Source organism: Helicobacter pylori, from assembly GCF_014497725.1.
GTDB lineage: Bacteria > Campylobacterota > Campylobacteria > Campylobacterales > Helicobacteraceae > Helicobacter > Helicobacter pylori_DE.
In genome coordinates, this window is the sequence record NZ_JACTGF010000002.1 from 251,764 (window position 1) to 272,555 (window position 20,792).

At 39.1% G+C, this 20,792-nt stretch carries 23 protein-coding genes and 1 tRNA gene; 10 read left to right on the forward strand and 14 right to left on the reverse strand.

Features of this window, described 5'->3' with window-relative positions; genetic code table 11:
• Nucleotides 1–303 precede the first annotated feature (303 nt).
• The gene (locus H7N69_RS03095) at nt 304–1,416 is read right to left on the reverse strand and encodes a metallophosphoesterase (protein WP_187884768.1); all 1,113 of its coding nucleotides are present in this window, start codon (nt 1,414–1,416) and stop codon (nt 304–306) included.
• 198 nt (nt 1,417–1,614) lie between these two features.
• On the opposite strand from H7N69_RS03095, the gene acs reads away from it, so the two are divergent.
• Nucleotides 1,615–3,603, forward strand: a complete 1,989-nt coding sequence (gene acs / locus H7N69_RS03100) for an acetate--CoA ligase (RefSeq protein WP_187884769.1) — start codon at nt 1,615–1,617, stop codon at nt 3,601–3,603.
• 89 nt (nt 3,604–3,692) lie between these two features.
• Here the strand turns inward: acs and H7N69_RS03105 are convergent, their stop codons facing one another.
• Genes H7N69_RS03105 through H7N69_RS03160 form a run of 12 tightly spaced genes read right to left on the reverse strand, consistent with a single transcriptional unit; the run spans nt 3,693 to nt 14,348 of the window.
• Nucleotides 3,693–4,151, reverse strand: a complete 459-nt coding sequence (locus H7N69_RS03105; protein ID WP_078243612.1) for a ribosome maturation factor RimP — start codon at nt 4,149–4,151, stop codon at nt 3,693–3,695.
• The gene (gene rbfA / locus H7N69_RS03110) at nt 4,144–4,479 is read right to left on the reverse strand and encodes a 30S ribosome-binding factor RbfA (protein WP_000991151.1); all 336 of its coding nucleotides are present in this window, start codon (nt 4,477–4,479) and stop codon (nt 4,144–4,146) included. Before rbfA ends, H7N69_RS03105 begins: the two co-directional genes overlap by 8 nt.
• Complete coding sequence (infB, locus tag H7N69_RS03115; RefSeq protein WP_187884770.1) at nt 4,479–7,331, reverse strand: translation initiation factor IF-2; 2,853 nt, start codon at nt 7,329–7,331, stop codon at nt 4,479–4,481. Before infB ends, rbfA begins: the two co-directional genes overlap by 1 nt.
• Nucleotides 7,328–7,582, reverse strand: a complete 255-nt coding sequence (locus H7N69_RS03120) for a DUF448 domain-containing protein (protein ID WP_001232481.1) — start codon at nt 7,580–7,582, stop codon at nt 7,328–7,330. Before H7N69_RS03120 ends, infB begins: the two co-directional genes overlap by 4 nt.
• Complete coding sequence (gene thrB / locus H7N69_RS03125; RefSeq protein ID WP_000261728.1) at nt 7,569–8,450, reverse strand: homoserine kinase; 882 nt, start codon at nt 8,448–8,450, stop codon at nt 7,569–7,571. The genes H7N69_RS03120 and thrB overlap by 14 nt, the downstream gene beginning before the upstream one ends.
• A gap of 53 nt (nt 8,451–8,503) precedes the next feature.
• On the reverse strand, nt 8,504–9,001 hold the full coding sequence (locus tag H7N69_RS03130) for a tRNA (adenosine(37)-N6)-threonylcarbamoyltransferase complex dimerization subunit type 1 TsaB (protein WP_187884771.1): 498 nt from the start codon (nt 8,999–9,001) through the stop codon (nt 8,504–8,506).
• 21 nt (nt 9,002–9,022) lie between these two features.
• On the reverse strand, nt 9,023–9,910 hold the full coding sequence (gene lpxC / locus H7N69_RS03135) for a UDP-3-O-acyl-N-acetylglucosamine deacetylase (protein WP_187884772.1): 888 nt from the start codon (nt 9,908–9,910) through the stop codon (nt 9,023–9,025).
• Nucleotides 9,907–10,491: a septum site-determining protein MinC gene (gene minC / locus H7N69_RS03140; protein WP_187884773.1), complete on the reverse strand. Its 585-nt coding sequence runs from the start codon at nt 10,489–10,491 to the stop codon at nt 9,907–9,909. Before minC ends, lpxC begins: the two co-directional genes overlap by 4 nt.
• A 2-nt stretch (nt 10,492–10,493) precedes the next feature.
• The gene (locus H7N69_RS03145) at nt 10,494–11,816 is read right to left on the reverse strand and encodes a M23 family metallopeptidase (protein ID WP_187884774.1); all 1,323 of its coding nucleotides are present in this window, start codon (nt 11,814–11,816) and stop codon (nt 10,494–10,496) included.
• Nucleotides 11,817–11,825: 9 nt separating this feature from the next.
• Entirely contained in the window at nt 11,826–12,767 is a 942-nt protein-coding gene (locus tag H7N69_RS03150; protein ID WP_187884775.1) for an outer membrane beta-barrel protein, read from the reverse strand.
• An 11-nt stretch (nt 12,768–12,778) separates the two neighbouring features.
• Nucleotides 12,779–13,636 (reverse strand): outer membrane beta-barrel protein, encoded by an 858-nt coding sequence (locus H7N69_RS03155; RefSeq protein ID WP_121033614.1) that lies wholly within the window; start codon nt 13,634–13,636, stop codon nt 12,779–12,781.
• Nucleotides 13,626–14,348: a hypothetical protein gene (locus H7N69_RS03160; protein WP_000523328.1), complete on the reverse strand. Its 723-nt coding sequence runs from the start codon at nt 14,346–14,348 to the stop codon at nt 13,626–13,628. Before H7N69_RS03160 ends, H7N69_RS03155 begins: the two co-directional genes overlap by 11 nt.
• A gap of 148 nt (nt 14,349–14,496) precedes the next feature.
• Here H7N69_RS03160 and panB point away from each other — a divergent pair, with 148 nt between their 5' ends.
• From panB to H7N69_RS03205, 9 genes are all read left to right on the forward strand, one after another.
• The gene (gene panB, locus H7N69_RS03165) at nt 14,497–15,309 is read left to right on the forward strand and encodes a 3-methyl-2-oxobutanoate hydroxymethyltransferase (protein WP_187884776.1); all 813 of its coding nucleotides are present in this window, start codon (nt 14,497–14,499) and stop codon (nt 15,307–15,309) included.
• Nucleotides 15,310–16,320: a Holliday junction branch migration DNA helicase RuvB gene (gene ruvB / locus H7N69_RS03170; RefSeq protein WP_000664502.1), complete on the forward strand. Its 1,011-nt coding sequence runs from the start codon at nt 15,310–15,312 to the stop codon at nt 16,318–16,320. It abuts the gene before it with no gap.
• Nucleotides 16,321–16,387: 67 nt separating this feature from the next.
• Nucleotides 16,388–16,870, forward strand: a complete 483-nt coding sequence (tatB, locus tag H7N69_RS03175; RefSeq protein ID WP_187884777.1) for a Sec-independent protein translocase protein TatB — start codon at nt 16,388–16,390, stop codon at nt 16,868–16,870.
• Complete coding sequence (tatC, locus tag H7N69_RS03180; protein ID WP_187884778.1) at nt 16,863–17,624, forward strand: twin-arginine translocase subunit TatC; 762 nt, start codon at nt 16,863–16,865, stop codon at nt 17,622–17,624. Before tatB ends, tatC begins: the two co-directional genes overlap by 8 nt.
• Nucleotides 17,625–18,662 carry a tRNA preQ1(34) S-adenosylmethionine ribosyltransferase-isomerase QueA gene (queA, locus tag H7N69_RS03185; RefSeq protein ID WP_187884779.1) on the forward strand — a complete coding sequence of 346 codons (1,038 nt, stop codon included), beginning with the start codon at nt 17,625–17,627 and terminating at the stop codon, nt 18,660–18,662. It begins immediately after the preceding gene.
• The gene (gene rsmG / locus H7N69_RS03190) at nt 18,659–19,195 is read left to right on the forward strand and encodes a 16S rRNA (guanine(527)-N(7))-methyltransferase RsmG (protein WP_187884780.1); all 537 of its coding nucleotides are present in this window, start codon (nt 18,659–18,661) and stop codon (nt 19,193–19,195) included. The genes queA and rsmG overlap by 4 nt, the downstream gene beginning before the upstream one ends.
• The gene (locus H7N69_RS03195; RefSeq protein ID WP_165515142.1) at nt 19,189–19,431 is read left to right on the forward strand and encodes a PP0621 family protein; all 243 of its coding nucleotides are present in this window, start codon (nt 19,189–19,191) and stop codon (nt 19,429–19,431) included. The genes rsmG and H7N69_RS03195 overlap by 7 nt, the downstream gene beginning before the upstream one ends.
• A 2-nt stretch (nt 19,432–19,433) precedes the next feature.
• Nucleotides 19,434–19,841 (forward strand): hypothetical protein, encoded by a 408-nt coding sequence (locus H7N69_RS03200; protein ID WP_165515144.1) that lies wholly within the window; start codon nt 19,434–19,436, stop codon nt 19,839–19,841.
• Nucleotides 19,842–19,883: 42 nt separating this feature from the next.
• A tRNA-Ser gene (locus H7N69_RS03205) sits at nt 19,884–19,971 on the forward strand.
• A gap of 15 nt (nt 19,972–19,986) precedes the next feature.
• Here the strand turns inward: H7N69_RS03205 and H7N69_RS03210 are convergent.
• On the reverse strand, nt 19,987–20,631 hold the full coding sequence (locus tag H7N69_RS03210) for an outer membrane protein (RefSeq protein WP_000348862.1): 645 nt from the start codon (nt 20,629–20,631) through the stop codon (nt 19,987–19,989).
• Nucleotides 20,632–20,792: the final 161 nt, after the last annotated feature.

Consider the following 20,792-nt stretch of genomic DNA (forward strand, 5'->3'; position numbering starts at 1 on the left):
CATAATTTTAAATTAGTTTAAGAAAATATTAATAAAAGTTATCGCTTGATTAAAATCAAGCCCTTGGTTATTGGTTGTAAAAAATGCCTTTGAGCGTTTTTATGGATAATTTTTAAAACCATTTACTAAAAATCACCATTTTATTGTATAATCACAATCCAACCATTCCTTATGGTTTGGTTGGCACCGCTTAAGATTGAAGGGTCATCTCCCCCTCCTTTCCCTTTGTCTTGGCGGTTGTTTTTAACCCCTTGTTTTAATCCCTATTTTTAACCGCTTGATTACGATTAAGATTTTGTTTAACTAAGCTTGATTTTTAGGTAAAAGCCTAAGGCATGCGATCTCGCTAGGGGCTAAAAACCTTAAAGGAACGCCCCAATACCCTGCCCCACTGCTCACATAAATTTGAGTGGTGCCGCTGTGCTTGTATAAACCATACAAATAAGTTTGCGCTAACTTGACTAAAAGGCTAAAGGGAAAGATTTGCCCTGCATGGGTATGCCCTGAAAGCACTAAATCTATAGAGTGGCTTTCTTTGACGCTTCTAATTTGTTTAGGCTGGTGGGCTAAAAGGATCGTGGGCTTACTACTATCACGCTTTTTTAACGCCTCATCAATATTGGGGGCAAAATTTTGACGCTTTCTTGCGAAATAATCATACACACCGCACAAATTGATCCCCCCTAAATGCACGCATTCATTCCCTAAAATCGTCATATCAAGCGTGTTAAGAAACGATAAAATCGGCTCTATGCCATGATAATACTCATGGTTTCCTGGCACATAAAAAGTGCCATGCGTGCTTTTAAGGTTGTTTAAGGGCAGTAAAAAGGATTTGACTTTTTCAATGTTTTCATCCACTAAATCCCCCCCAATCAGCACCATATCCACTTTTTGTTGATTGACTTCTTCTACAATGTAATCAACAAAATCTTTTTGCAACAAGCTCCCCACATGCATGTCTGTGAGTAAAATAACCTTTAATTCCTTGTCTAGCTTATCCAAATAAATAGGGGTTTCTTTGATTTTAGGGCGGGCCAACCCTTCATAAAAGCCGCGCCAAAAATACCCTAATAACGCCAGATAAAACCCTAATTTTAAAAAGTTTTTTAAACCTTTACGCCTTGAAGGTAAGAAATCTATTTTTTCTATGGAGTAGGAAAACCCGTAAAAACTTAAAGAAAAAACAAACACAATAAAGGATACAAACGAACACGCCGAAGTCAAAACAAACAAATGGCTAGGCATAGTATTTCTATAAAAAGCAAAAGCCGCCTCGCCCGCGCTCAAAAGGACAAAAAACCATAAATAAGCGTATTGAGAGATTTTCTTTAAGGTTAAAAACGATTTTAACATCCTAAAAGAACTATAATTCAAAAGACACAAAACCAATAAAAACGCTATGGAGATCAGCATACCACCCTTTTATTATCATAAAGTGTTCTGTCATTCTAGCATGTTAACGCTAATGCGTCCTTTAGGTTTCATCGTGCTATTTCCTTTTTTATCAGTCTCAATCCACACAGAAAGAGAAAAGTATCCCTCCCTTTAAAAGAGTGTGAGTTTGGATATAATAATAAAAAATGCGCTTAAAACCATGAAAAAGGAGATGCGATGCAATTAGACAATGATTTAGAATTCGCTAAAAAAATCTTTAACCCTAACAGAGCGTTTGCCAAGCAAGCCAGGATTAAAAACATGTGCGAATATAAAGATTTAGTGCATGAAGCCAATGAAGATTATGAACATTTTTGGGGCGAGTTAGCCAAGCAAAAACTCACATGGTTTAAACCTTTTGATAAGGTTTTAAACAGCGATAACGCCCCTTTTTTCAAATGGTTTGAAAACGGCAAAATCAATGTTTCTTACAATTGCATAGACAGGCATTTAAAAGACAAAAAAAATAAAGTGGCGATCATTTTTGAAGGGGAAATGGGGGATTATAATGTCATCACTTACAGAAAACTCCACTCTGAAGTCAATAAAACAGCCAACCTTTTAAAAAACGAATTCAATGTCAAAAAAGGCGACAGAGTCATTATCTATATGCCCATGATTGTAGAAAGCGTTTATATGATGCTCGCATGCGCTAGGATTGGAGCGATCCATAGCATCGTTTTTGCTGGGTTTAGCCCTGAAGCCTTAAGGGATAGGATCAACGACGCTCAAGCTAAATTAGTTATCACAGCAGATGGGACTTTTAGAAAAGGCAAACCTTACATGCTCAAGCCAGCCCTTGACAAGGCTCTAGAAAATAACGCCTGCCCTAGCGTGGAAAAAGCGCTCATTGTGATACGAAACGCCAAAGAGATTGACTATGTGAGAGGGCGCGATTTTGTCTATAATGAAATGGTCAATTACCAATCCGATAAATGCGAACCTGAAATGATGGACTCTGAAGATCCTTTATTCTTGCTCTATACAAGCGGATCAACCGGGAAACCTAAAGGCGTTCAACACAGCAGTGCAGGGTATTTGCTGTGGGCGCAAATGACGATGGAGTGGGTTTTTGATATTAGAGATAACGATAATTTTTGGTGCACCGCTGATATTGGTTGGATCACAGGGCACACTTATGTGGTTTATGGACCTTTAGCTTGCGGGTCAACGACTTTGATACTAGAAGGCACGATGTCTTATCCGGATTATGGGAGATGGTGGAGGATGATAGAAGAATACCGCGTGGATAAATTCTACACTTCCCCCACCGCTATAAGAATGCTGCATGCTAAAGGCGAAAACGAACCCTTAAAGTATAATTTAGAATCGCTCAAAGTTTTGGGAACGGTGGGAGAGCCTATTAACCCTACGGCATGGAAATGGTTTTATGAAAAAATCGGTAACTCAAAATGCAGTATCGTGGATACTTGGTGGCAAACAGAAACAGGCGGGCATATCATCAGCCCTTTACCGGGAGCTACGCCTATAAGGGCCAGTTGTGCGACTTTACCTTTGCCTGGAATCCATGCAGAAGTTTTAAACGAAGACGGCACCAAAACAAAGCCCGGAGAGCAAGGGTTTTTATGCATCACTAAGCCATGGCCTTCTATGGTAAGAAACATTTGGGGCGATGAAAAACGATACATTGATAGCTATTTTTCTCAGATCAAGTTGAATGGGGAATATGTCTACCTCTCTGGAGATGGCGCTATCGTGGATGAAAACGGATACATCACTATTATTGGGCGCACAGATGATATTGTGAATGTGAGTGGGCATAGGATTGGCACGGCTGAAGTGGAGAGCGCTATTTCTAAACATGAAATGGTGGTTGAATGCGCGGTAGTGGGTATCCCTGATGCGATTAAAGGAGAGGGCTTATTTGCGTTTGTGGTGCTGTGCGATGGGGCTAAATGCAATCTTGGCGAGAGTTTAGAATTGTTAAAAGAAATGAATCATATCTTATCCGTTGAAATTGGAAAGATCGCTAAATTAGACAATGTCATGTATGTGCCAGGTTTGCCTAAAACCAGGAGCGGGAAAATCATGAGAAGGCTTTTGAAATCTATCGCCAAAAAAGAGCCCATCACTCAAGATTTAAGCACGCTAGAAGATGTGAATGTGGTCAAAGAAATAATGAGTATCGTTCAAATGGAAGAGTGAAATCTCAAAAACGCTTTTTAGCGTTTTTTAACCAAATAATGAGAGCCCAGTTTCAATCAAGCGGTAATCTCTCATAAAGTGTAAGAACGCTACCGCTTTGCGTTATTCCACCACTCAAAAAGCGTTTTAACTTTCTTTAAATCTTTATACTCCACGCTTTTGATAGCGTGATTCTCTAATTCAAAATCCGCACTCAGATCGTTAGCGTCTTTAAGGACGGCTTGAAAGCTTTCTTTATTGATGAGTTTGACCTCCACTTTTTCGCCTAAAGAAAGCTTGAAGTGTTTGGGGGTTTTAAGCACTCTTTCTAACCCCATAGAGCTCACTTCCAAAATATAAGCGTCTTGAATAAAATCGCACACATCTAATAAGGGCGAAATGATCTCGCTCACTTGTTGGCAAATGTCCAAACTAACCGCTCCATTAGGGTTTTTAAGGCTCACCCTTAAAACATGCTGCTCGTTTTCTTTAACCAAGCTCACATCATAAAGCAAGTATCCCAAGCTTTCAATCACGCCCTCTATTTTCTCTTCTATTCTTTTAGTCATTATCTTTCCCTTTAGCGATTTCATTGAATATGGCGTCTAGGCGGAGCTGCTTTTCTAAACTATCATCTAAAACAAAACTGAGTTTTGGGCATTTAAACCACCCGCTCGCTTGCAAAACAAATTGCCTGATCAAACCCTCAGCTTTTTTCAATTTGGAAAGGATTTTATGATCTGATGAAAGCACAAACACCAAAGCGTGGTGTTTCCCTTTAGAGCATTCCACCTTAGTAACGCTTAAAGAATTCAACTCGCCATCATTCAAGCTCGCTAAAGCCTCTTGCAACAATTCTAAAAGATTGGATTCTAAGCGTTCTTTATGGGCGTTCATTAGAGGGTTCTTTTTTTATGGATTTCTTTATAGGTTTCAAACACATCACCCACTTTAATCTCATTATAATTTTCTAACATGATCCCGCACTCATAGCCCTTAGAAACTTCTTTCACATCGTCTTTAAAGCGTTTCAAAGAAAGGATTTCGCCGGTGTGAATCACCACGCCATCCCTAATCAAACGCGCCTTAATGCCACGAGCGATCACCCCATCGCTCACCACACACCCGGCTATCGTGCCTACTTTAGGGATATTAAAGGTTTCCCTCACTTCCGCTTGCCCGGTATGCTCTTCTTCAATGATAGGACTCATCAAGCCTAATAACAGCGATCGCATTTCTTCAATCAAGGCATAAATCACCGTGTAAGTTTTAATGCTCACATTGTATTCTTTAGCCTTATTTTTTACATTACCGGTGGGGCGGATATTAAAGCCTAAAATCACGGCATGCTCACTGCTAGAAACCAAGCTCAAATCATTCTCAGTAATGCCCCCCACCCCTGAGTGGATCACTTGGATCGCCACTTCTTCGTTATTAAGCTCTAACAAGCTGTTTTTAATGGCTTCTAAGCTTCCTTGCGTATCCGCTTTAATGACTACAGGAATGTTTTTTAATTCCTTATTGGCGACCATTTCTGAAAGCTCATCAAAAGACACTTTAGTGCTTTTACTCAAGGCTTTTTGGCGTAAATAAGTCGCCCTCTTTTGAGCTTGCAAACGTGCGATGGAATCGTTTTCCACCCCTATTAAAACAGATCCCGCAGGCGGCACTTCGCTTAAGCCTGTGATGAGAGCCACCATAGAGGGTTTTAAATTTTGAATGCTCTTGCCTTGATCGTCAGTCATCGTTCTTACTTTACCAAAGGCTGTTTCGGCAAAAAAGCTATCCCCCACGCTCAAAGTCCCGCTTTGGACAATCACCGTGGCTACTGCCCCACGCCCTTTTTCCACGCTCCCTTCTAAAACAACCGCTCTAGCACTGCCCTCTTCTATGGCTTTTAATTCCATAATATCCGCTTGAATGAGAATGGTTTCTAATAAATTGTCAATGCCATCGCCCGTTTTAGCCGAAACAGGGATGAACTCATGCTCTCCGCCCCAATCCACAGGGTTATAACCAAGTTCAGCGCATTCGGCTTTGAGTTTGTCCGGATTCACATTAGGCTTATCCATTTTATTCATCGCAAAAATCACAGGCACATTAGCGGCCTTTGCATGCTCTAAAGCTTCAATAGTCTGTTGCTTCACGCCATCATCAGCCGCTATCACAATCACTGCAATATCTGTAACTTGAGCCCCACGATTACGCATCTGGCTGAAGGCTTCATGCCCTGGGGTGTCAATGAAAGACACCCACTTATCATTTTTTTCCACCATGTAAGCGCCAATGTGCTGAGTGATCCCCCCAGCTTCAGTGTGGGCGACTCTTTTATCACGGATTTTATCCAGTAGCGAAGTTTTACCATGATCCACATGCCCCATGATAGTCACCACAGGCGGGCGCTCTTTTTTCACGCCCTCTAACACCTCTTCTACTTCAAATTCTTCTAAGGTGTTTTGAACAGAAATTTCTAAATGAAACTCTTCGGCTAAAATCTCTATGCTATCCTTATCCAAAAAGTCGTTTTTAGTCACCATAAGCCCTAAATTGAAGAGGGTTTTAATCACATCAGCCAGATTCAAATTCGCTTTTTGTGCGAATTCATAGACGCGCACTTCTTCAGGGATTGCAATCGCGCTTTGGATCACTTTTTGGCTGTTATCGTTACGGAATGCGCGCTTTTTCTTGGATTGTCGTTTGATCCCGCCTTCATTCATCCAAGGGTTTTTCCTTTGGACGCGCACCCTGTCATTGATATTTTGGCGCGCTTCTTTTTCTTCTTCTTCCTTATTGAGGTTATCTTGTTCATGCAAATCAAACAATAAGATTTCATCGGTTTCATCATCATAAATATCATTGTCCTTAAAATCCCTTACATCGCTAAAATCAATTTTATGGGATTTGTTGTTTTTGGCGGTGGGGGTGGCTTTGGGCTTACTGGGTTTTTTGGCTTTTTTAGTCTCTTGTTTATCTTTTTCTTGCCATTCTTTTTTAATGTCTTCAAAAATAGCCGCCGCGCTTTGAGTGGGTTTTTTGCTTTCTGTTACACTGTTTTCAATTTCATTTTCTGTTTCATCGTTGCGTTTAATCACCCTAAAGCCCGTGTATCTTTTGATATTCTCATGGCGTTTGATCTCTTGCTCTTGTTTTTTAACTTCGCTGATTTCTTTTTTAGCGTTGCTGACATTACTAGCGCTGTTAGCGTTGTTAGTGGTATTGGTGTTGCTTTGGGTGAGTTTGTTTAGGGCTTCTCGGCTTTTTTGGATTTCTTGGAGCTTTTGCTTGGCTTTTTCTATTTGAGAATGGCTAACCGCTTTAGGGGTGTTTTCTGTAGGGGGCGTTTGGTTTTCAAAAGTGTTGACAATCTCTATCCCACCCTTCTTTTTAGCAATGGGCGTGGGAGCTTCTTTTTTCTTTTCTTTAGTTTTTTTGGGCTTTGGCTGGCTTTTTGTTTCTTCTTTTTTAGGCGTTTTGGAAACCTTTTTGTTAAGAGGTTTAGACGCTACGGCTGTATTCAAATCGTCTTTATTGTCTTGCTCAGGATTTTTAGTGGGTTTATTGGCTTGTATTTGTTCTTTAATGCCATCCACAATGTATTTGTATAGCTTGCCGGCTTGCTCTGGGGTCATTTTAGAATTTGTTTTAAGCTCTAAACCAATGTCTTTGGCTTGCTCGATCACATTTTTAAGCTCTTTTTGGGTCTTACCAAGCTCGGCTAAAAATTCTTTTAAATCAACCATACCACTCATGCTATGCTTCTCTCCTTAATCCAAGTAATGATATTTTTAACATCTTTTGGGGCGTTCTTTATTTTTGAAACCGCTTTCAACAACTTTTTTTCTCCATTTTTCAAACAATTTCCACACACATAAAAACTACGGCCTTTGCCATCAAACTCCATGATTTGATTGTCAAAGCTTTTCAAACGCAACAAATCCTTTTGGGGTTGGCGCATTCTGCACGCCACACACATGCGGATTTTAATTTCAGTCTTTCTCAATAAGGACTCCATCATTGTCAAAATCTAAAACCGCTACCCTAAATTTAGGGAATTTCTTGCTCAAAACCTGCTTTAATTTAGGGGCGTCTTCTTCATAACACATGTTAAAAAACGACGAACCGCTCCCTGAAAGCGTGCTCATTAAGGCGTTATTTTCTAAAGCGAGCTTTTGGATCGCAAACAACACGGGATAAGTTTGCATGCGCTTATATTGATGCATCCTGTCTTTAGAACAACAACGCAATAAATCCCACTTCCCCTGCACAATCGCCATCGTCATCAAACTCGCATGCGAAAGGTTAAACACGCTTTCTTGCACGCTGTAACGCTTGGGCAAGAGGTGGCGCGATTGCTTGGTGGAAATGGCCCTATTAGGGATCACCATCACCGCTTTTAAAAAAGAGGGGATTTTGGTTTTTAAACTTATCACTTTCTTTTTTTCCACAAACGCTGCATTATACCCCCCAAACACCGCCGGAGTGATATTATCCGGGTGGTTTTCATAAATTAAAGCGGTATTGACAATATTTTCTCTATCAAAATCAAACCCTAAAAACGCAAACGCTGAAGCGACCGCCCCCACAATCATCGCCGAGCTAGATCCCATGCCCCTTGTAATAGGGACTTTATTATGCAATAAAAATTTAAACGATCCATCATTCCCATGCTTTTTTAAAATCTCATAAAACACTTTAGTGAAAATATTGTTGGTTAAAAACTTAGGGATCCCTTCACCCTCCCCAACCAATTTCACCGCATGGAAGCTGCTAGGCTCAATAAAAAACCGATTGCGTAAATTCAAACTCAAACCCAAGCAATCAAAACCGGGGCCTAAATTCGCACTTGTTGCAGGAACACTCACTACCAAATTTTAAACCCCTATTGTTGATACCATTTCATTTTTAAAACTAGCATTATACACTAAATAGGAGGCAAAATGTAAAACGGCGTGTTCAATTGAGTGAATTTGTCTTTCTCTAAAAAAGAGGGCAGCATGAAATCTTTTGGTGCAATTTTCAAATCTTTAAAATCGCTCAAGCTTTCCCTTTCTTTTGAAACAAAGTATTTATTGGCATACGCCAAAATGGGCGTGTTGTCGTTAAAATCAAAGCCTGTAGTTGAATAGAGTTCAAAGTCATGGATCAAAGCTAAAGTGTGCAAGAAAACATGCGTGAGCTTTAAACTAGTGAAACTCCCTGGCCCCTTAGCGTAATAAACCCCTTTAATCGCCGGTAAATCAGGGTAGATCGTGGGGTAAATGGTGGGGTTTTTAAAATCTTCAAATAATTGTGAAAAAACTCCCACCAAAGCTTCGCTTGTTTTTAATTTGGAAGTGTAAGAAGCACATAAAAAATCGTTTTGATACACCCCAAGCAAGACCCCCTCGCCTAAAGAGATAAGCGCTAAATCCAATTCCAAAAAATAAGCCCTAATTTAAGATTAAGCGAAAGCCTTTTGCAACGCAAACTCTTTAGCCGGATCTGAAGCGATCAAAACTTCGTAATTTTTAGCGTCTGCTAAAATGGCTTTAACCAGCATGGAATTGAGCTTGTGGCTGCCTGAAAAAGAAGTGTATTTGCCCATCACAGGCATGCCTAAGACCATTAGATCCCCCATAGCGTCTAAAATCTTGTGGCACACGAATTCCTTTTCACATCTCAATCCTTCTTTATTCAAAATGCTGTTTTCATCTAGCACGATGCAATTATTCAAGCTCCCCCCTTTGGCTAAACCAATGGATCGCAAGTAATTCACTTCTTGCAAAAACCCAAAGGTGCGGGCTTTAGCGACTTGCTCTTTGTAAGCGGTTTTACTAAAGACGAAATGATGGGCTTGCTTAGCGATAACCGGATGGTTAAAATCAATCGTGAAATTCAAAGAAAGCTGGCTGTCTGGCTCAATTTTAACAAACTTATCGCCCTCTCTAACCTCAACGGCTTGCTTGATTTCCATCACCTTTTTAGGAGCGTCTAATTCTTTAATCCCCGCTTCATCTAAAAGCATGCAATAAGTCAAAGCACTCCCATCCATGATAGGGATCTCTTCGTTATCCACAGAGATTTTAAGATTGTCAACACCATACGCATGGATAGCTGAAAGCAAATGCTCAATCGTAGAAATCCTAGCGTTATCTTTACCCAACACGGTTGCCATTTTGGTATCCACGATGTTTTCAGGTTTCAAGGGGAGCTTCACGCCCAAATCAGAGCGGTAAAAAACAATGCCTTGATTTTCTCCTAAAGGCTCTAAAACAAGCTTCACAGGAACGCCCTTGTGTAAGCCTATCCCTACTAATTCCACAGAGTGGTTAATGGTTATTTGTTTCATAATACTTCCTTTATGTCTAGTATATCGTCATTTTTAGTGATTATTTTAATATTTTTGTTTACCAAAAGCCGTTCAACCTCTTTTAAAGAGAAAATTTTATTTTGAAAAACGATTTGAGCGCTCTTGACTTCTTTTAAAATCAAGCACTCTCCAAAGCACACAATCGCCCCTTCGCAAACCCCATAAACTGACACAGAACCTTCTGAAATGATCTTTGCCCCATTGTGGATATTACCCAAAAAAATAAGGTGGTTAGCGCTATAAATCTCTTCCCCACTCCTGATATTGCGCTCATAAATCGTTGTTTTGGGTTCTATCGCATTAGGGCTATTTTGCTTTAAAAGGTTAGCGTCTTTTTCTGTGGTTTTGATATAACGCCCGTTTAAAACGCGATTCGTTTCTAAAAACAAAAGCTGGTGTTTGTGCAAAATGGCTTTGACTTCTGGTTCAATATCATATTTAAAAATAATAAGAAAATATTGCAAAAGGGCGTGGTTTTTTTCTAAAAATTCCATGACCGCTTCAGGCTCTTGCTTTTCAATTTCAAACGCATGCACGTTTTTTTGATTGGTTTTTAACATGACTATCCTTTCATTAAAAGCCGTTTGGCTTGCTCTATGGGGGTGATGATATTGGTTTTTATCCATTGCTCATTAAGCCATTCATTGGGCCAGACAAAAACCCCTTGTAAAAGCATCCCTAAATGCAACCCGCTCCCTAATTTCAAACCACTACTCCCCACGCTTCCATCATCTTTTAAATGCGCTAAAAAAACGCACAAACCTAACCCATAGCAATCCATTAAACTATTACCATAAAAATCTAACTCCCCCTTAAAAACCCTCTTTATCGATGGATCAAACGCTAAAGATAAATCCTTACTGGGTATCAAATCCACCCCTAAATGCAAGAATTGGAACAACACCTGATTGTCCTTTAAGACACGCCGATTTTCTAAAAAATTGCTTATCATTTTAAAAGGCCCGTTCAAGGGTTTTAGCACTTGAAAATGGGAAAAATCCTTATAAAAATCCCCTTGATCTAAAGCGATCTTTTGGATTTTTTCTAAATCTTTTAAGCGCGTGTTGGAAAACATTTCTAATAAAGTTTGCTCAGTGTGATTTTGAAATTTTTCTTGCTTTGCAATCTTGTCTTTTAAGACGCTTAAGTTTATCTCTTTTTCCCTCAAACGATGGGTTTTTCGCTTGAGTAATAAAGGGGCGGTATTAGAGTTATAGGCTTTATCTTTAGCGACAATGAACGCCTTAAAATCCTTATTTTTATAAGACCAAGGCACTAGAGCGATAAAAACATTACGCTGTTTGAATTCTAAAAGCCTGAAAGCTTTAAAATCCTTTTTTTTGACGCGCACAAACGCTTGAGACAAATTCTTATCCAAAGCTTCAAAGACAACTACCGCGCTCCCTCCATAAGCGATGCTTGGAGAACGAGATAAAATAGTAATTGAGGGTTTTATCGTATCAACACACACTTCTTGTTTGAAAGACGCCTTATTGCCATTGAAAAAATTAGCATAGCTCCAATCATTAGCTTGAATTTCATATAAAAGGCACTTGTCTTCTAACCCCATGATTTCAGGCTTGATCAAAGGCACTTCTAAAGACTTGGGTTTATCTAATACCAGATTTTCTTTTTCATATAAGATCAAATTGTCTTTTGTGGTTACTTTTAGTTCATAGCGTTTGATGCCCTTTGGGGCTGCTATTTTAATCTTAATGGGTTTTTTTAAATCCCAAAAAAGCACTTCATTATTGTCATTGAGCACGCCCTCTTTGCTATTCAAACTAAAACTTAAAGCTTTGGTTTTTGTGATTAAAGCGTTAAAAATCAAATAACCCCCTAAAATTAAAACGACTAACGCTAAAATTTTAAACCTTAACTCCAAGATCAAGCCTTAAAAAATAAACGCATAATTCACTAATAAAAAACTGGATCGCTTGAACTGATTGTTAGCCGAAATCAACAATCGTTCATCATTTTCTTTATTTTGATAAACCGCTCCCTCTTCTACTCCCATCCTCAAATAGCTAATCGGTAATTTTGTGCCAATTTCTAAGCGGTGTTTCCTATAAAGCGTTAAACTCACACCCACATTAAAAGTATAATCCACTTCAATCAAAGATTTCCATAAAAAATTAGGGCTTGAATAACCCCCTACTACCAAATCCCTCCCGTTTTGATTAGGCTTGTCTTGATAGAGCATAAGCCCTATCCCAAAACCCGCATAAACGCCTAAAAAATGCTTTTTAGTCTTAAAATCTAAAGGCATATCAAACAACAAATCGGTATTGACAGCCCCTAAAACATAAAAAAACGAGCCTACAGGCTGCTTGAGCGCGTTCTCTTTTAACGCCCCTCCCCCAAGCAACAAATCCCCATAAAATCGTGTCCCAAAATAAGGCACGAAGTATTTTTGATACCCAAATTTAACGCTAATCATAGAAACAGGAGCGTTAATCTTGATATTGTTTTTAAACGCGCTAGGGGCATTCGCGCCATATTTGTCTAACATCTCCCCTTGATAAGACAAGTTAAGTTCCCCATAAGCATACCCGCCCCCTAAAAACACCCCACTCTTATCATCGGCTATGGAAAAAGATTTGAGCAATTTTTTTCTTTTCTTTGAAGAAATCTTTGGGTAAGTTCGCTCTAAATATTCTTCTTCAAACTTATCCTTATCCATCTCTTTGGGTGAAACCCCTTTTTCGGTGAGCTGTCGCTTTAAATGGTTTATTTTTTCGTCTAATTGTTGGTTTTCTTCTTCTAAATTGTCATAATCTGTCGCTTGAAGCCCTATAATGAACGCCAGATAAACCAACCAGTATTTGAGTTTCAACCCTTGAGCCTTTACAATAAATAGTTGTAACTAATATAATAAATATTAGTGCTTTTAAAATAATATAAAAAAGTTTGCGAAGTTTCTTTTAAGGGAGGCATTTTTAGGGCTAATTCAAAGCGGTGTTTGAGGTTGAGCGTCATGCTCACCCCCAAATTTAACACCAGCCCAAAGGCGTTAGGCTGTGAATACCCTTTAATCTCTTTTAAATTTTGATACATCCCATTCCACCCCACTCCAACGCCTCCAAATATCCCTAACGCAAACCTTTTTTCTTTGTCAATAGGCTTATCCATCAATAGATCAATATTCAAGCTTGCGGTTTGATAAGAAGCCAAAGAATCGCTTTTAAACCCTTTCATCGCCCCCCCTAAATACTCTCCATAAAAGCGTAAAGCGCTAATCCCGTTAGCAAAATACTTTTGGTATCCACTCCTTAAGCCATACAACAAAGGAGAAGCCTGAATATTGCTTAAAAGTTCAAACTTCTCATAAGGATTAGCGTTAATCCCTATATCGCCAAGGATCACGCCTATAAAAAAACCGCTCTTATTTTTAGCCATTTGTTGGAATAAGATGGATTCATTCTTTTCATGCAATTCCCCTTTGAGCATGTAAAGTTGGCGTTTTTTCTTATGGATCTCTTCAAGCAGGCTTTTTTCATCAATCTTTTTTGCAATCCCCTTTTCTTCTTTAAGCTCTAGCGTTTGGGCGCGTTTTTCTTCCAAAAGAATGGGAGCGTCTTTAGAGGTGTTTTCTTCAGTCGTGTTCGTTTCAGTCATGTTTTCTTTGGCGATATTCTCTTCAGCGTGCAAGCTTAAAATAAAACCAAAGCATAAAATGAGATTTCTTATTTTTTTAGAACACATATTGATACCCAATGCTTGCTATAGCTCCCCACCAAGTCTCTTTTGAAGAATTGGATTGCAAAAAAGGGAAATTATTTAAAATTTTAAATTCAAATTCAATGCGGTTTTTTTCTAATACCGTTAGAGCCAATCCTGCGTTAAAAGACATCCCCCATTCCGCCGTATAATTCACCCCATGCGCTACAACCCCCAAGCCTAAACCCATATACCCCCCCATATAAAGGTATTTCCCCACAAAAGGCAAAGGAAAATCCAATAAAAAATCCCCATTCAGCATGACCGATTGAAACCCCACGCTCCCAAAGCCCGCTTTCTTAGGAGCCCCTCCATAATATTGGATATAGATGCGCCTGCCAATGATATTTGGCTTGACCAAGCGCGCAAAAAACGACGGCCTGAAAGTTTGATAGCCAAAACGCAAGCCATAAGCGAACAAATAATTTAAAATATTCCCGGTGATGCTAGAGCTATTGGTTCTAACCATGATTTCATGGTTGTAAAAAAACCCGGTATTGATCCCTAAAATAAGCCCGCTTTTAGCGTTCGCCCTCTTTAAATCTCTGATTAATTCTTCAACTTCTTTGTCTTCATAGGCTTTATAATACTTGATGTATTTGTAGTATTTGGGGTCTAGGGTATCATAATCAAGTGCGCTCAATCCTGCACAAAACCCCATTAAAGACCATAAAATAGCTCGTTTTTTAAGACCCAAAATCGCCAAATCCCTTGAATTGTTTGTTAAAAGCTTCTTTCAATTATACTAAAATAATTAAAATGACCGGTTAAAATGGAGTAAAATTTTTACCCACCCCAATAAAGTCATGCTACAATGCCACTATATTTAACACTTAGGATTTTTAATGAGCATGCAAACCGCCCCAATTAAAAAAATCACCCTTAGTCATCTCCAAGCTAAAAAAAATCAAGAAAAGATCATCGCCATTACCGCTTATGACGCGTTATTCGCTCAAATATTTGATCCGCTAGTGGATGTGATTTTAGTGGGCGATAGTTTGAATATGAGTTTTTTCAATCAAAACGACACTTTAAGCGCGAGTGTAAAAATGATGCTCTATCACACTAAAGCCGTGTGCGCGGGCGCTAAGACTCCTTTTATCATCACAGACATGCCCTTTGGAAGCTATAAAGATGAAAAAACAGCCCTAAAAAACGCCATCAGGGTTTATAAAGAAACCCAAGCGAGCGCGATCAAACTAGAGGGGGGGAAAGAAAAAGCGAAACTGGTTAAAACGCTCACTAATGAGGGCGTTATCGTGGTAGGACACATCGGCTTGATGCCTCAATTCGTGCGTCTTGATGGAGGCTATAAGATTAAGGGCAAAAATGAAGAGCAACAAAAAAAGCTTTTAGAAGACGCGTTGAGTTTAGAAGAAGCTGGAGTGGGTTTGTTGGTTTTAGAGGGTATAACCACCCCTATCGCTCAAACGATCACGCAAAAAATCAAAATCCCCACGATCGGCATAGGGAGCGGCAAGGATTGCGATGGGCAGATTTTAGTGTGGAGCGACATGTTAGGCTTTTTTGATAGTTTTAAGCCTAAATTCGTGCGAGAATACCTTAAGGGGAAAGAATTGGTTCAAAACGCGATTCAACAATACGCTGACGATGTGAAAAAGGGAATCTTCCCTAACGAGCTAGAAAGTTATCATTAAATGAAAGAACGGATAGTCAATTTAGAAACTTTGGATTTTGAAACTTCTCAAGAAGTGAGTTTGCGCCCTAATCTTTGGGAAGATTTTATCGGTCAAGAAAAGATTAAAAGCAACTTGCAAATTTCTATTTGTGCGGCTAAAAAACGCCAAGAGAGTTTGGATCACATGCTCTTTTTTGGCCCGCCCGGTTTGGGTAAAACTTCAATCAGCCATATCATCGCTAAAGAAATGGAAACCAATATCAAAATCACCGCCGCTCCCATGATAGAAAAAAGCGGTGATTTAGCCGCCATTTTGACTAACTTGCAAGCTAAAGACATTCTTTTTATTGATGAAATCCACCGGCTTAGCCCAGCGATTGAAGAGGTTTTATACCCGGCTATGGAAGATTTTAGATTGGATATTATCATAGGCTCAGGCCCAGCCGCTCAAACCATTAAGATTGATTTACCCCCTTTCACCCTCATCGGCGCTACCACTAGAGCCGGAATGCTCTCTAACCCCTTAAGAGACAGATTTGGCATGAGTTTTAGGATGCAATTTTATAGCCCTAGCGAACTTTCTCTCATCATCAAAAAAGCCGCCATTAAACTCAACCAAGACATCAAAGAAGAAAGCGCTGATGAAATCGCTAAAAGGAGTAGAGGCACGCCAAGGATCGCTTTAAGGCTTTTGAAAAGGGTGCGCGATTTTGCACTCGTCAAAAATTCAAGCTTGATGGATTTAAACATCACTTTACATGCCTTGAATGAATTGGGCGTGAATGAATTGGGCTTTGATGAAGCGGATTTGGCGTATTTATCTTTGTTAGCCAACGCTCAAGGAAGGCCGGTGGGTTTGAACACGATTGCGGCGTCTATGAGAGAAGATGAAGGCACGATTGAAGACGTGATTGAGCCTTTTTTACTCGCTAATGGTTATTTAGAACGCACGGCTAAAGGCAGAATCGCCACGCCTAAAACCCACGCGCTTTTAAAAATCCCTACTTTAAAGTCTCAAACTTTATTTTAATCTTGTTTAGAAAGAAAATTACATTACAATAACGATAAAATTTTAAAGGGTGTAAAAGTAGATTATTATGTTTGGCATGGGCTTTTTTGAAATCCTTGTGGTGTTGATTGTAGCGATTATCTTTTTAGGGCCAGAAAAATTCCCTCAAGCTGTCGTGGATATGGTGAAATTTTTTCGCGCAGTTAAAAAAACGCTCAATGACGCCAAGGAAACTTTAGATAAAGAAATCAATATTGAAGAAATCAAAAAAGAAACCTTAGAGTATCAAAAACTCTTTGAAAACAAAGTAGAGAGTCTTAAAGGCGTTAAGATTGAAGAATTAGAAGACGCTAAAGTAACTGCAGAAAATGAGATTAAAAGCATTCAGGATTTGATGCAAGATTATAAACGCAGCTTAGAAACCAACACGATTCCTAACCATTTAAATGAAGAAGTTTCCAATGAAGAAGCTTTAAATAAAGAAGTTTCAAGCGATGAATCTCCTAAAGAAGTCCAATTAACAACCGATAACAACGCCAAAGAACACGACAAAGAAAAAGAGCATGTTTGAAGATTTAAAACCGCATTTACAGGAATTAAGAAAACGTTTAATGGTTTCTGTGGGAACGATTTTAGTGGCGTTTTTGGGGTGTTTTCATTTTTGGAAAAATATTTTTGAATTCGTTAAAAATTCTTATAAAGGCACGCTCATTCAGCTCTCCCCTATTGAAGGGGTCATGGTAGCGGTTAAAATCAGTTTTTCAGCCGCTATCGTCATTTCCATGCCTATTATCTTTTGGCAATTGTGGCTCTTTATCGCTCCAGGGCTTTATAAAAATGAAAAAAAAGTGATTTTGCCTTTTGTGTTTTTTGGGAGTGGGATGTTTTTGATTGGGGCGGCGTTTTCTTATTATGTGGTGTTTCCTTTCATTATTGAATACTTGGCCACTTTTGGGAGCGATGTGTTTGCGGCCAATATTTCTGCGTCCAGTTACGTGAGCTTTTTCACACGCTTGATTTTAGGCTTTGGCGTGGCGTTTGAACTGCCTGTTTTGGCGTATTTTTTAGCTAAAGTGGGCTTGATTACCGATGCGAGCTTGAAAGCGTATTTCAAATACGCTATTGTAGTGATTTTTATTGTAGCAGCCATTATCACTCCCCCTGATGTGGTGAGTCAAATCTTTATGGCATTGCCTTTAGTGGGGCTTTATGGGCTTTCTATTTTGATTGCCAAAATGGTCAATCCGGCTCCTAAAGACAACGAAAATGATAACGAAAATGATAACGAAAATAACACCAAAGAGAATACAAAGAGCGAGTCGTAGTTGAAAGAATTTGATTTAGAAAGCTATGATTATCATTTGCCTAAGGAATTGATCGCAAACTACCCTGTTTTGCCCAAAGAAAAGGCTAAATTACTCGTCTATGAAAGGCGTTCGCAAACAATCACGCACACCACTTTTGAGCATGTTTTAGACTTTTTCCCTAAAAACGCCCTTGTGGTGTTAAACGACACTAAAGTGATTAAGGCTAGGCTTTTTGGATCTAAGCATGCCTTTTTGCCATCAAAAACGACCGAAGTGTTTTTCCACCGCTTTTTTAAAGGCAACACCGCTTTAACTCAAATCAAGGGCAAGATCAAAGCGGGGGATAAGATTTTTTTTGATGAAAATTATTACGCTGAAGTCTTAGAATTGCTTCATAACGGCCAGCGCTTGATCGCTTTTTATGACAATCAAACCCCCTTAAATCAAGAAAATATCTTAAAGCTTTTAGAGCAATACGGGCATATGCCCTTACCTCCTTATATTAAAAGAGCGGATGAGAGTTTGGATGCGCATGAATACCAGAGCGTGTTTGCTAAACACATCGGTGCGGTGGCTGCCCCTACGGCGTCATTGCATTTTTCTCAACACGCCTTAGAAAAATTATTGAAAGATTTCAAGCACGCTTTTTTAACCTTGCATGTGGGGGCTGGGACTTTTCTTGGCGTAGAAACTAAGGATATTAGAGAGCATCAAATCCATACAGAAGTTTTACGCATTCCTAAAAAGAGCCAAGAAATTTTGCAAGAATCCCAAGAGGTTTTATGCATCGGCACGACCGCTTTAAGGAGCGTGGAATACTTTAAGCGTTTAAAAAACCCTAATCAAGAATCGTTTGAATGCGACATCTTCTTGCATCTTGCCAATCCTATCCAGCATGTCAATCACTTGCTCACTAATTTCCATTTGCCCAAATCAAGCCTTTTGATGCTTGTAAGCGCGATGATAGGTTTAGAAAAAACCAAGGAAATCTACAAAATAGCCATAGAAAAGAAGTATCGTTTTTATTCTTATGGCGATGGGATGCTGATTTTATGAACCCCTTATTGCAAGATTACGCGCGCATCCTTTTAGAATGGAATCAAACGCACAACTTGAGCGGCGCGAGGAATTTAAGCGAGTTAGAACCCCAGATCACAGACGCTCTAAAGCCCTTAGAATTTGTCAAAGATTTTAAAAGCTGCTTGGATATTGGGAGCGGGGCGGGACTTCCTGCTATCCCTTTAGCCCTTGAAAAACCTGAAGCGCAATTCATTCTTTTAGAGCCAAGGATAAAAAGAGTGGCTTTTTTAAACTACCTTAAAAGCGTTTTGCCTTTAAACAACATTGAAATCATTAAAAAGCGTTTAGAAGATTATCAAAATCTTTTACAAGTGGATTTAATCACTTCTAGAGCGGTCGCTAGCTCTTCTTTTTTGATAGAAAAAAGCCAACGATTCCTAAAAGATAAGGGGTATTTTTTATTCTATAAAGGCGAGCAGTTAAAAGATGAAATCGCTTGTAAAGACACTGAATGCTTTATGTATCAAAAGCGTGTTTATTTTTACAAATCAAAGGAAAGTTTATGTTAAGAATCTTAATCCCCTTACTCATTATCGCATGGATTTTATGGCGTTTGTTTTTGAGGCAAAAACCCCACAAAAACGACCACAGAGACAACCACTCTTACACGCAACAAACCCCCAAAGAATTAGAAGATCACATGATTGTATGCTCTAAATGCCAAACCTATGTCTCTAGCAAAGACGCTATTTACAGCGGAGCGGTAGCCTATTGCAGTGAAACTTGTTTGAAGGATAAGAGGTAAACATGCTTATTTTAGGACACCCTTTAATCCCTAGCGCTCGTTTTGTTTTCATTAAAGACACCGATGCTATTCATTCCAACACCAATAACGATATAGTGTGTTTTGAAGCAAACCCAAAAAATTTGGAATTAGCTAAGTATTGCTGTGAAAATGGTGTCCATTTTAGCGTGATCTTTTTATCGCACAAGATAGAGACGGACGCCTTTTTTTTATTCAACGCTTTCAAACCGCTCTATTGTATTTTTAAGGATATTAAGCAAGCCATACTCGCCCAACAACACGCCACTAATTACTTGTTAGATAGCAAAATCTTGTTTTCTATGGATTTTAACGATACAGAGTCGTGGGAAATTTGCGCTAAAAATCAAATAGATGGCGTCATTTCTAAAGATTCACTCCTTTTGAAATAAGCCCTTTTTAAACAAATCTTAGTTATAATAAGCCCTTTTTAAGGGGAGATGTCCGAGTGGTTGAAGGAGCACGCCTGGAACGCGTGTAAGGTGCAAGCCTTCGAGGGTTCGAATCCCTCTCTCTCCGCCATTTTAAAAATGCCACTTAAAAATGCCACGAGTGCGAAACAAAAAACAAAAAGCTCCTTTCAAACAAACTGCGTCTTTCAGGGGTTAGAAAGATTTTCATACCAATTTCTACATCCACCTTATGATACAAAACGATCGTGCGAAACTGCACCCCAAATTTCCCAATAGCCCTAAAATAAGTGTTGTGAAAATTGAAATCTTTTAACGAATCCCAAGTATTCACCACCAAATCTTTGACTTTATTGTTGAGTATCCATGTGTTGGCGGCCAGTTGCAAGCCAAAGAAAAAAGCCCAGCGGTTGATAGGGTTTTTAGCGTAGGCGACCATAAAATCCCCTCCCACCCCATAAGTGAACATGTTCGCTTGCAAAGTAGAGTCATTATTAAAAAGCACATTGCCATAATCTATAAAGAAATAATACCTAGAATAAGCCCAATCGTTTTTAGGATTCACTTCATAGCCTTGAAGGATTGAAGCCCCTTGTAAAAGCTTGTTGGTGTTTAAAGGGCGCATAAACACCGTGCCTATTTGATAAGAAGAAGACATGTAACTCAAATTTTCAGCATTTAAAATATTTAAAAAACTCATACTCAGTATTAAAATTCTTAAATAATGCACTTGCTTGTAAAATCCTTGTCTTTCTTTTTTTAAACCATCCAATGACCCTTTATCACGCTCAAAAGTTATTTTATTACTTTTAAACTATTATGATAGCAAACAAACTGAATTTTTTTACAAATGAGAACGCTCATTAAACGCTCCATTTAGCCAATGATTATTGTTGGTCAAGGTAATTTTAATCAAAACATGCTATTATTTGG

What these genes read in the sequence shown, in the direction of transcription:
- ruvB (WP_000664502.1), top strand. Translation starts at nt 15,310, where the DNA reads ATGAAAGAACGGATAGTCAATTTAGAAACTTTGGATTTTGAAACTTCT.
- tatB (WP_187884777.1), top strand. Translation starts at nt 16,388, where the DNA reads ATGTTTGGCATGGGCTTTTTTGAAATCCTTGTGGTGTTGATTGTAGCG.
- H7N69_RS03195 (WP_165515142.1), top strand. Translation starts at nt 19,189, where the DNA reads ATGTTAAGAATCTTAATCCCCTTACTCATTATCGCATGGATTTTATGG.
- acs (WP_187884769.1), top strand. Translation starts at nt 1,615, where the DNA reads ATGCAATTAGACAATGATTTAGAATTCGCTAAAAAAATCTTTAACCCT.
- H7N69_RS03095 (WP_187884768.1), bottom strand. Translation starts at nt 1,416, where the DNA reads ATGCTGATCTCCATAGCGTTTTTATTGGTTTTGTGTCTTTTGAATTAT.
- tatC (WP_187884778.1), top strand. Translation starts at nt 16,863, where the DNA reads ATGTTTGAAGATTTAAAACCGCATTTACAGGAATTAAGAAAACGTTTA.
- rsmG (WP_187884780.1), top strand. Translation starts at nt 18,659, where the DNA reads ATGAACCCCTTATTGCAAGATTACGCGCGCATCCTTTTAGAATGGAAT.
- infB (WP_187884770.1), bottom strand. Translation starts at nt 7,331, where the DNA reads ATGAGTGGTATGGTTGATTTAAAAGAATTTTTAGCCGAGCTTGGTAAG.
- rbfA (WP_000991151.1), bottom strand. Translation starts at nt 4,479, where the DNA reads ATGAACGCCCATAAAGAACGCTTAGAATCCAATCTTTTAGAATTGTTG.
- H7N69_RS03200 (WP_165515144.1), top strand. Translation starts at nt 19,434, where the DNA reads ATGCTTATTTTAGGACACCCTTTAATCCCTAGCGCTCGTTTTGTTTTC.
- lpxC (WP_187884772.1), bottom strand. Translation starts at nt 9,910, where the DNA reads ATGAAACAAATAACCATTAACCACTCTGTGGAATTAGTAGGGATAGGC.
- minC (WP_187884773.1), bottom strand. Translation starts at nt 10,491, where the DNA reads ATGTTAAAAACCAATCAAAAAAACGTGCATGCGTTTGAAATTGAAAAG.
- panB (WP_187884776.1), top strand. Translation starts at nt 14,497, where the DNA reads ATGAGCATGCAAACCGCCCCAATTAAAAAAATCACCCTTAGTCATCTC.
- H7N69_RS03155 (WP_121033614.1), bottom strand. Translation starts at nt 13,636, where the DNA reads ATGTGTTCTAAAAAAATAAGAAATCTCATTTTATGCTTTGGTTTTATT.
- H7N69_RS03105 (WP_078243612.1), bottom strand. Translation starts at nt 4,151, where the DNA reads ATGACTAAAAGAATAGAAGAGAAAATAGAGGGCGTGATTGAAAGCTTG.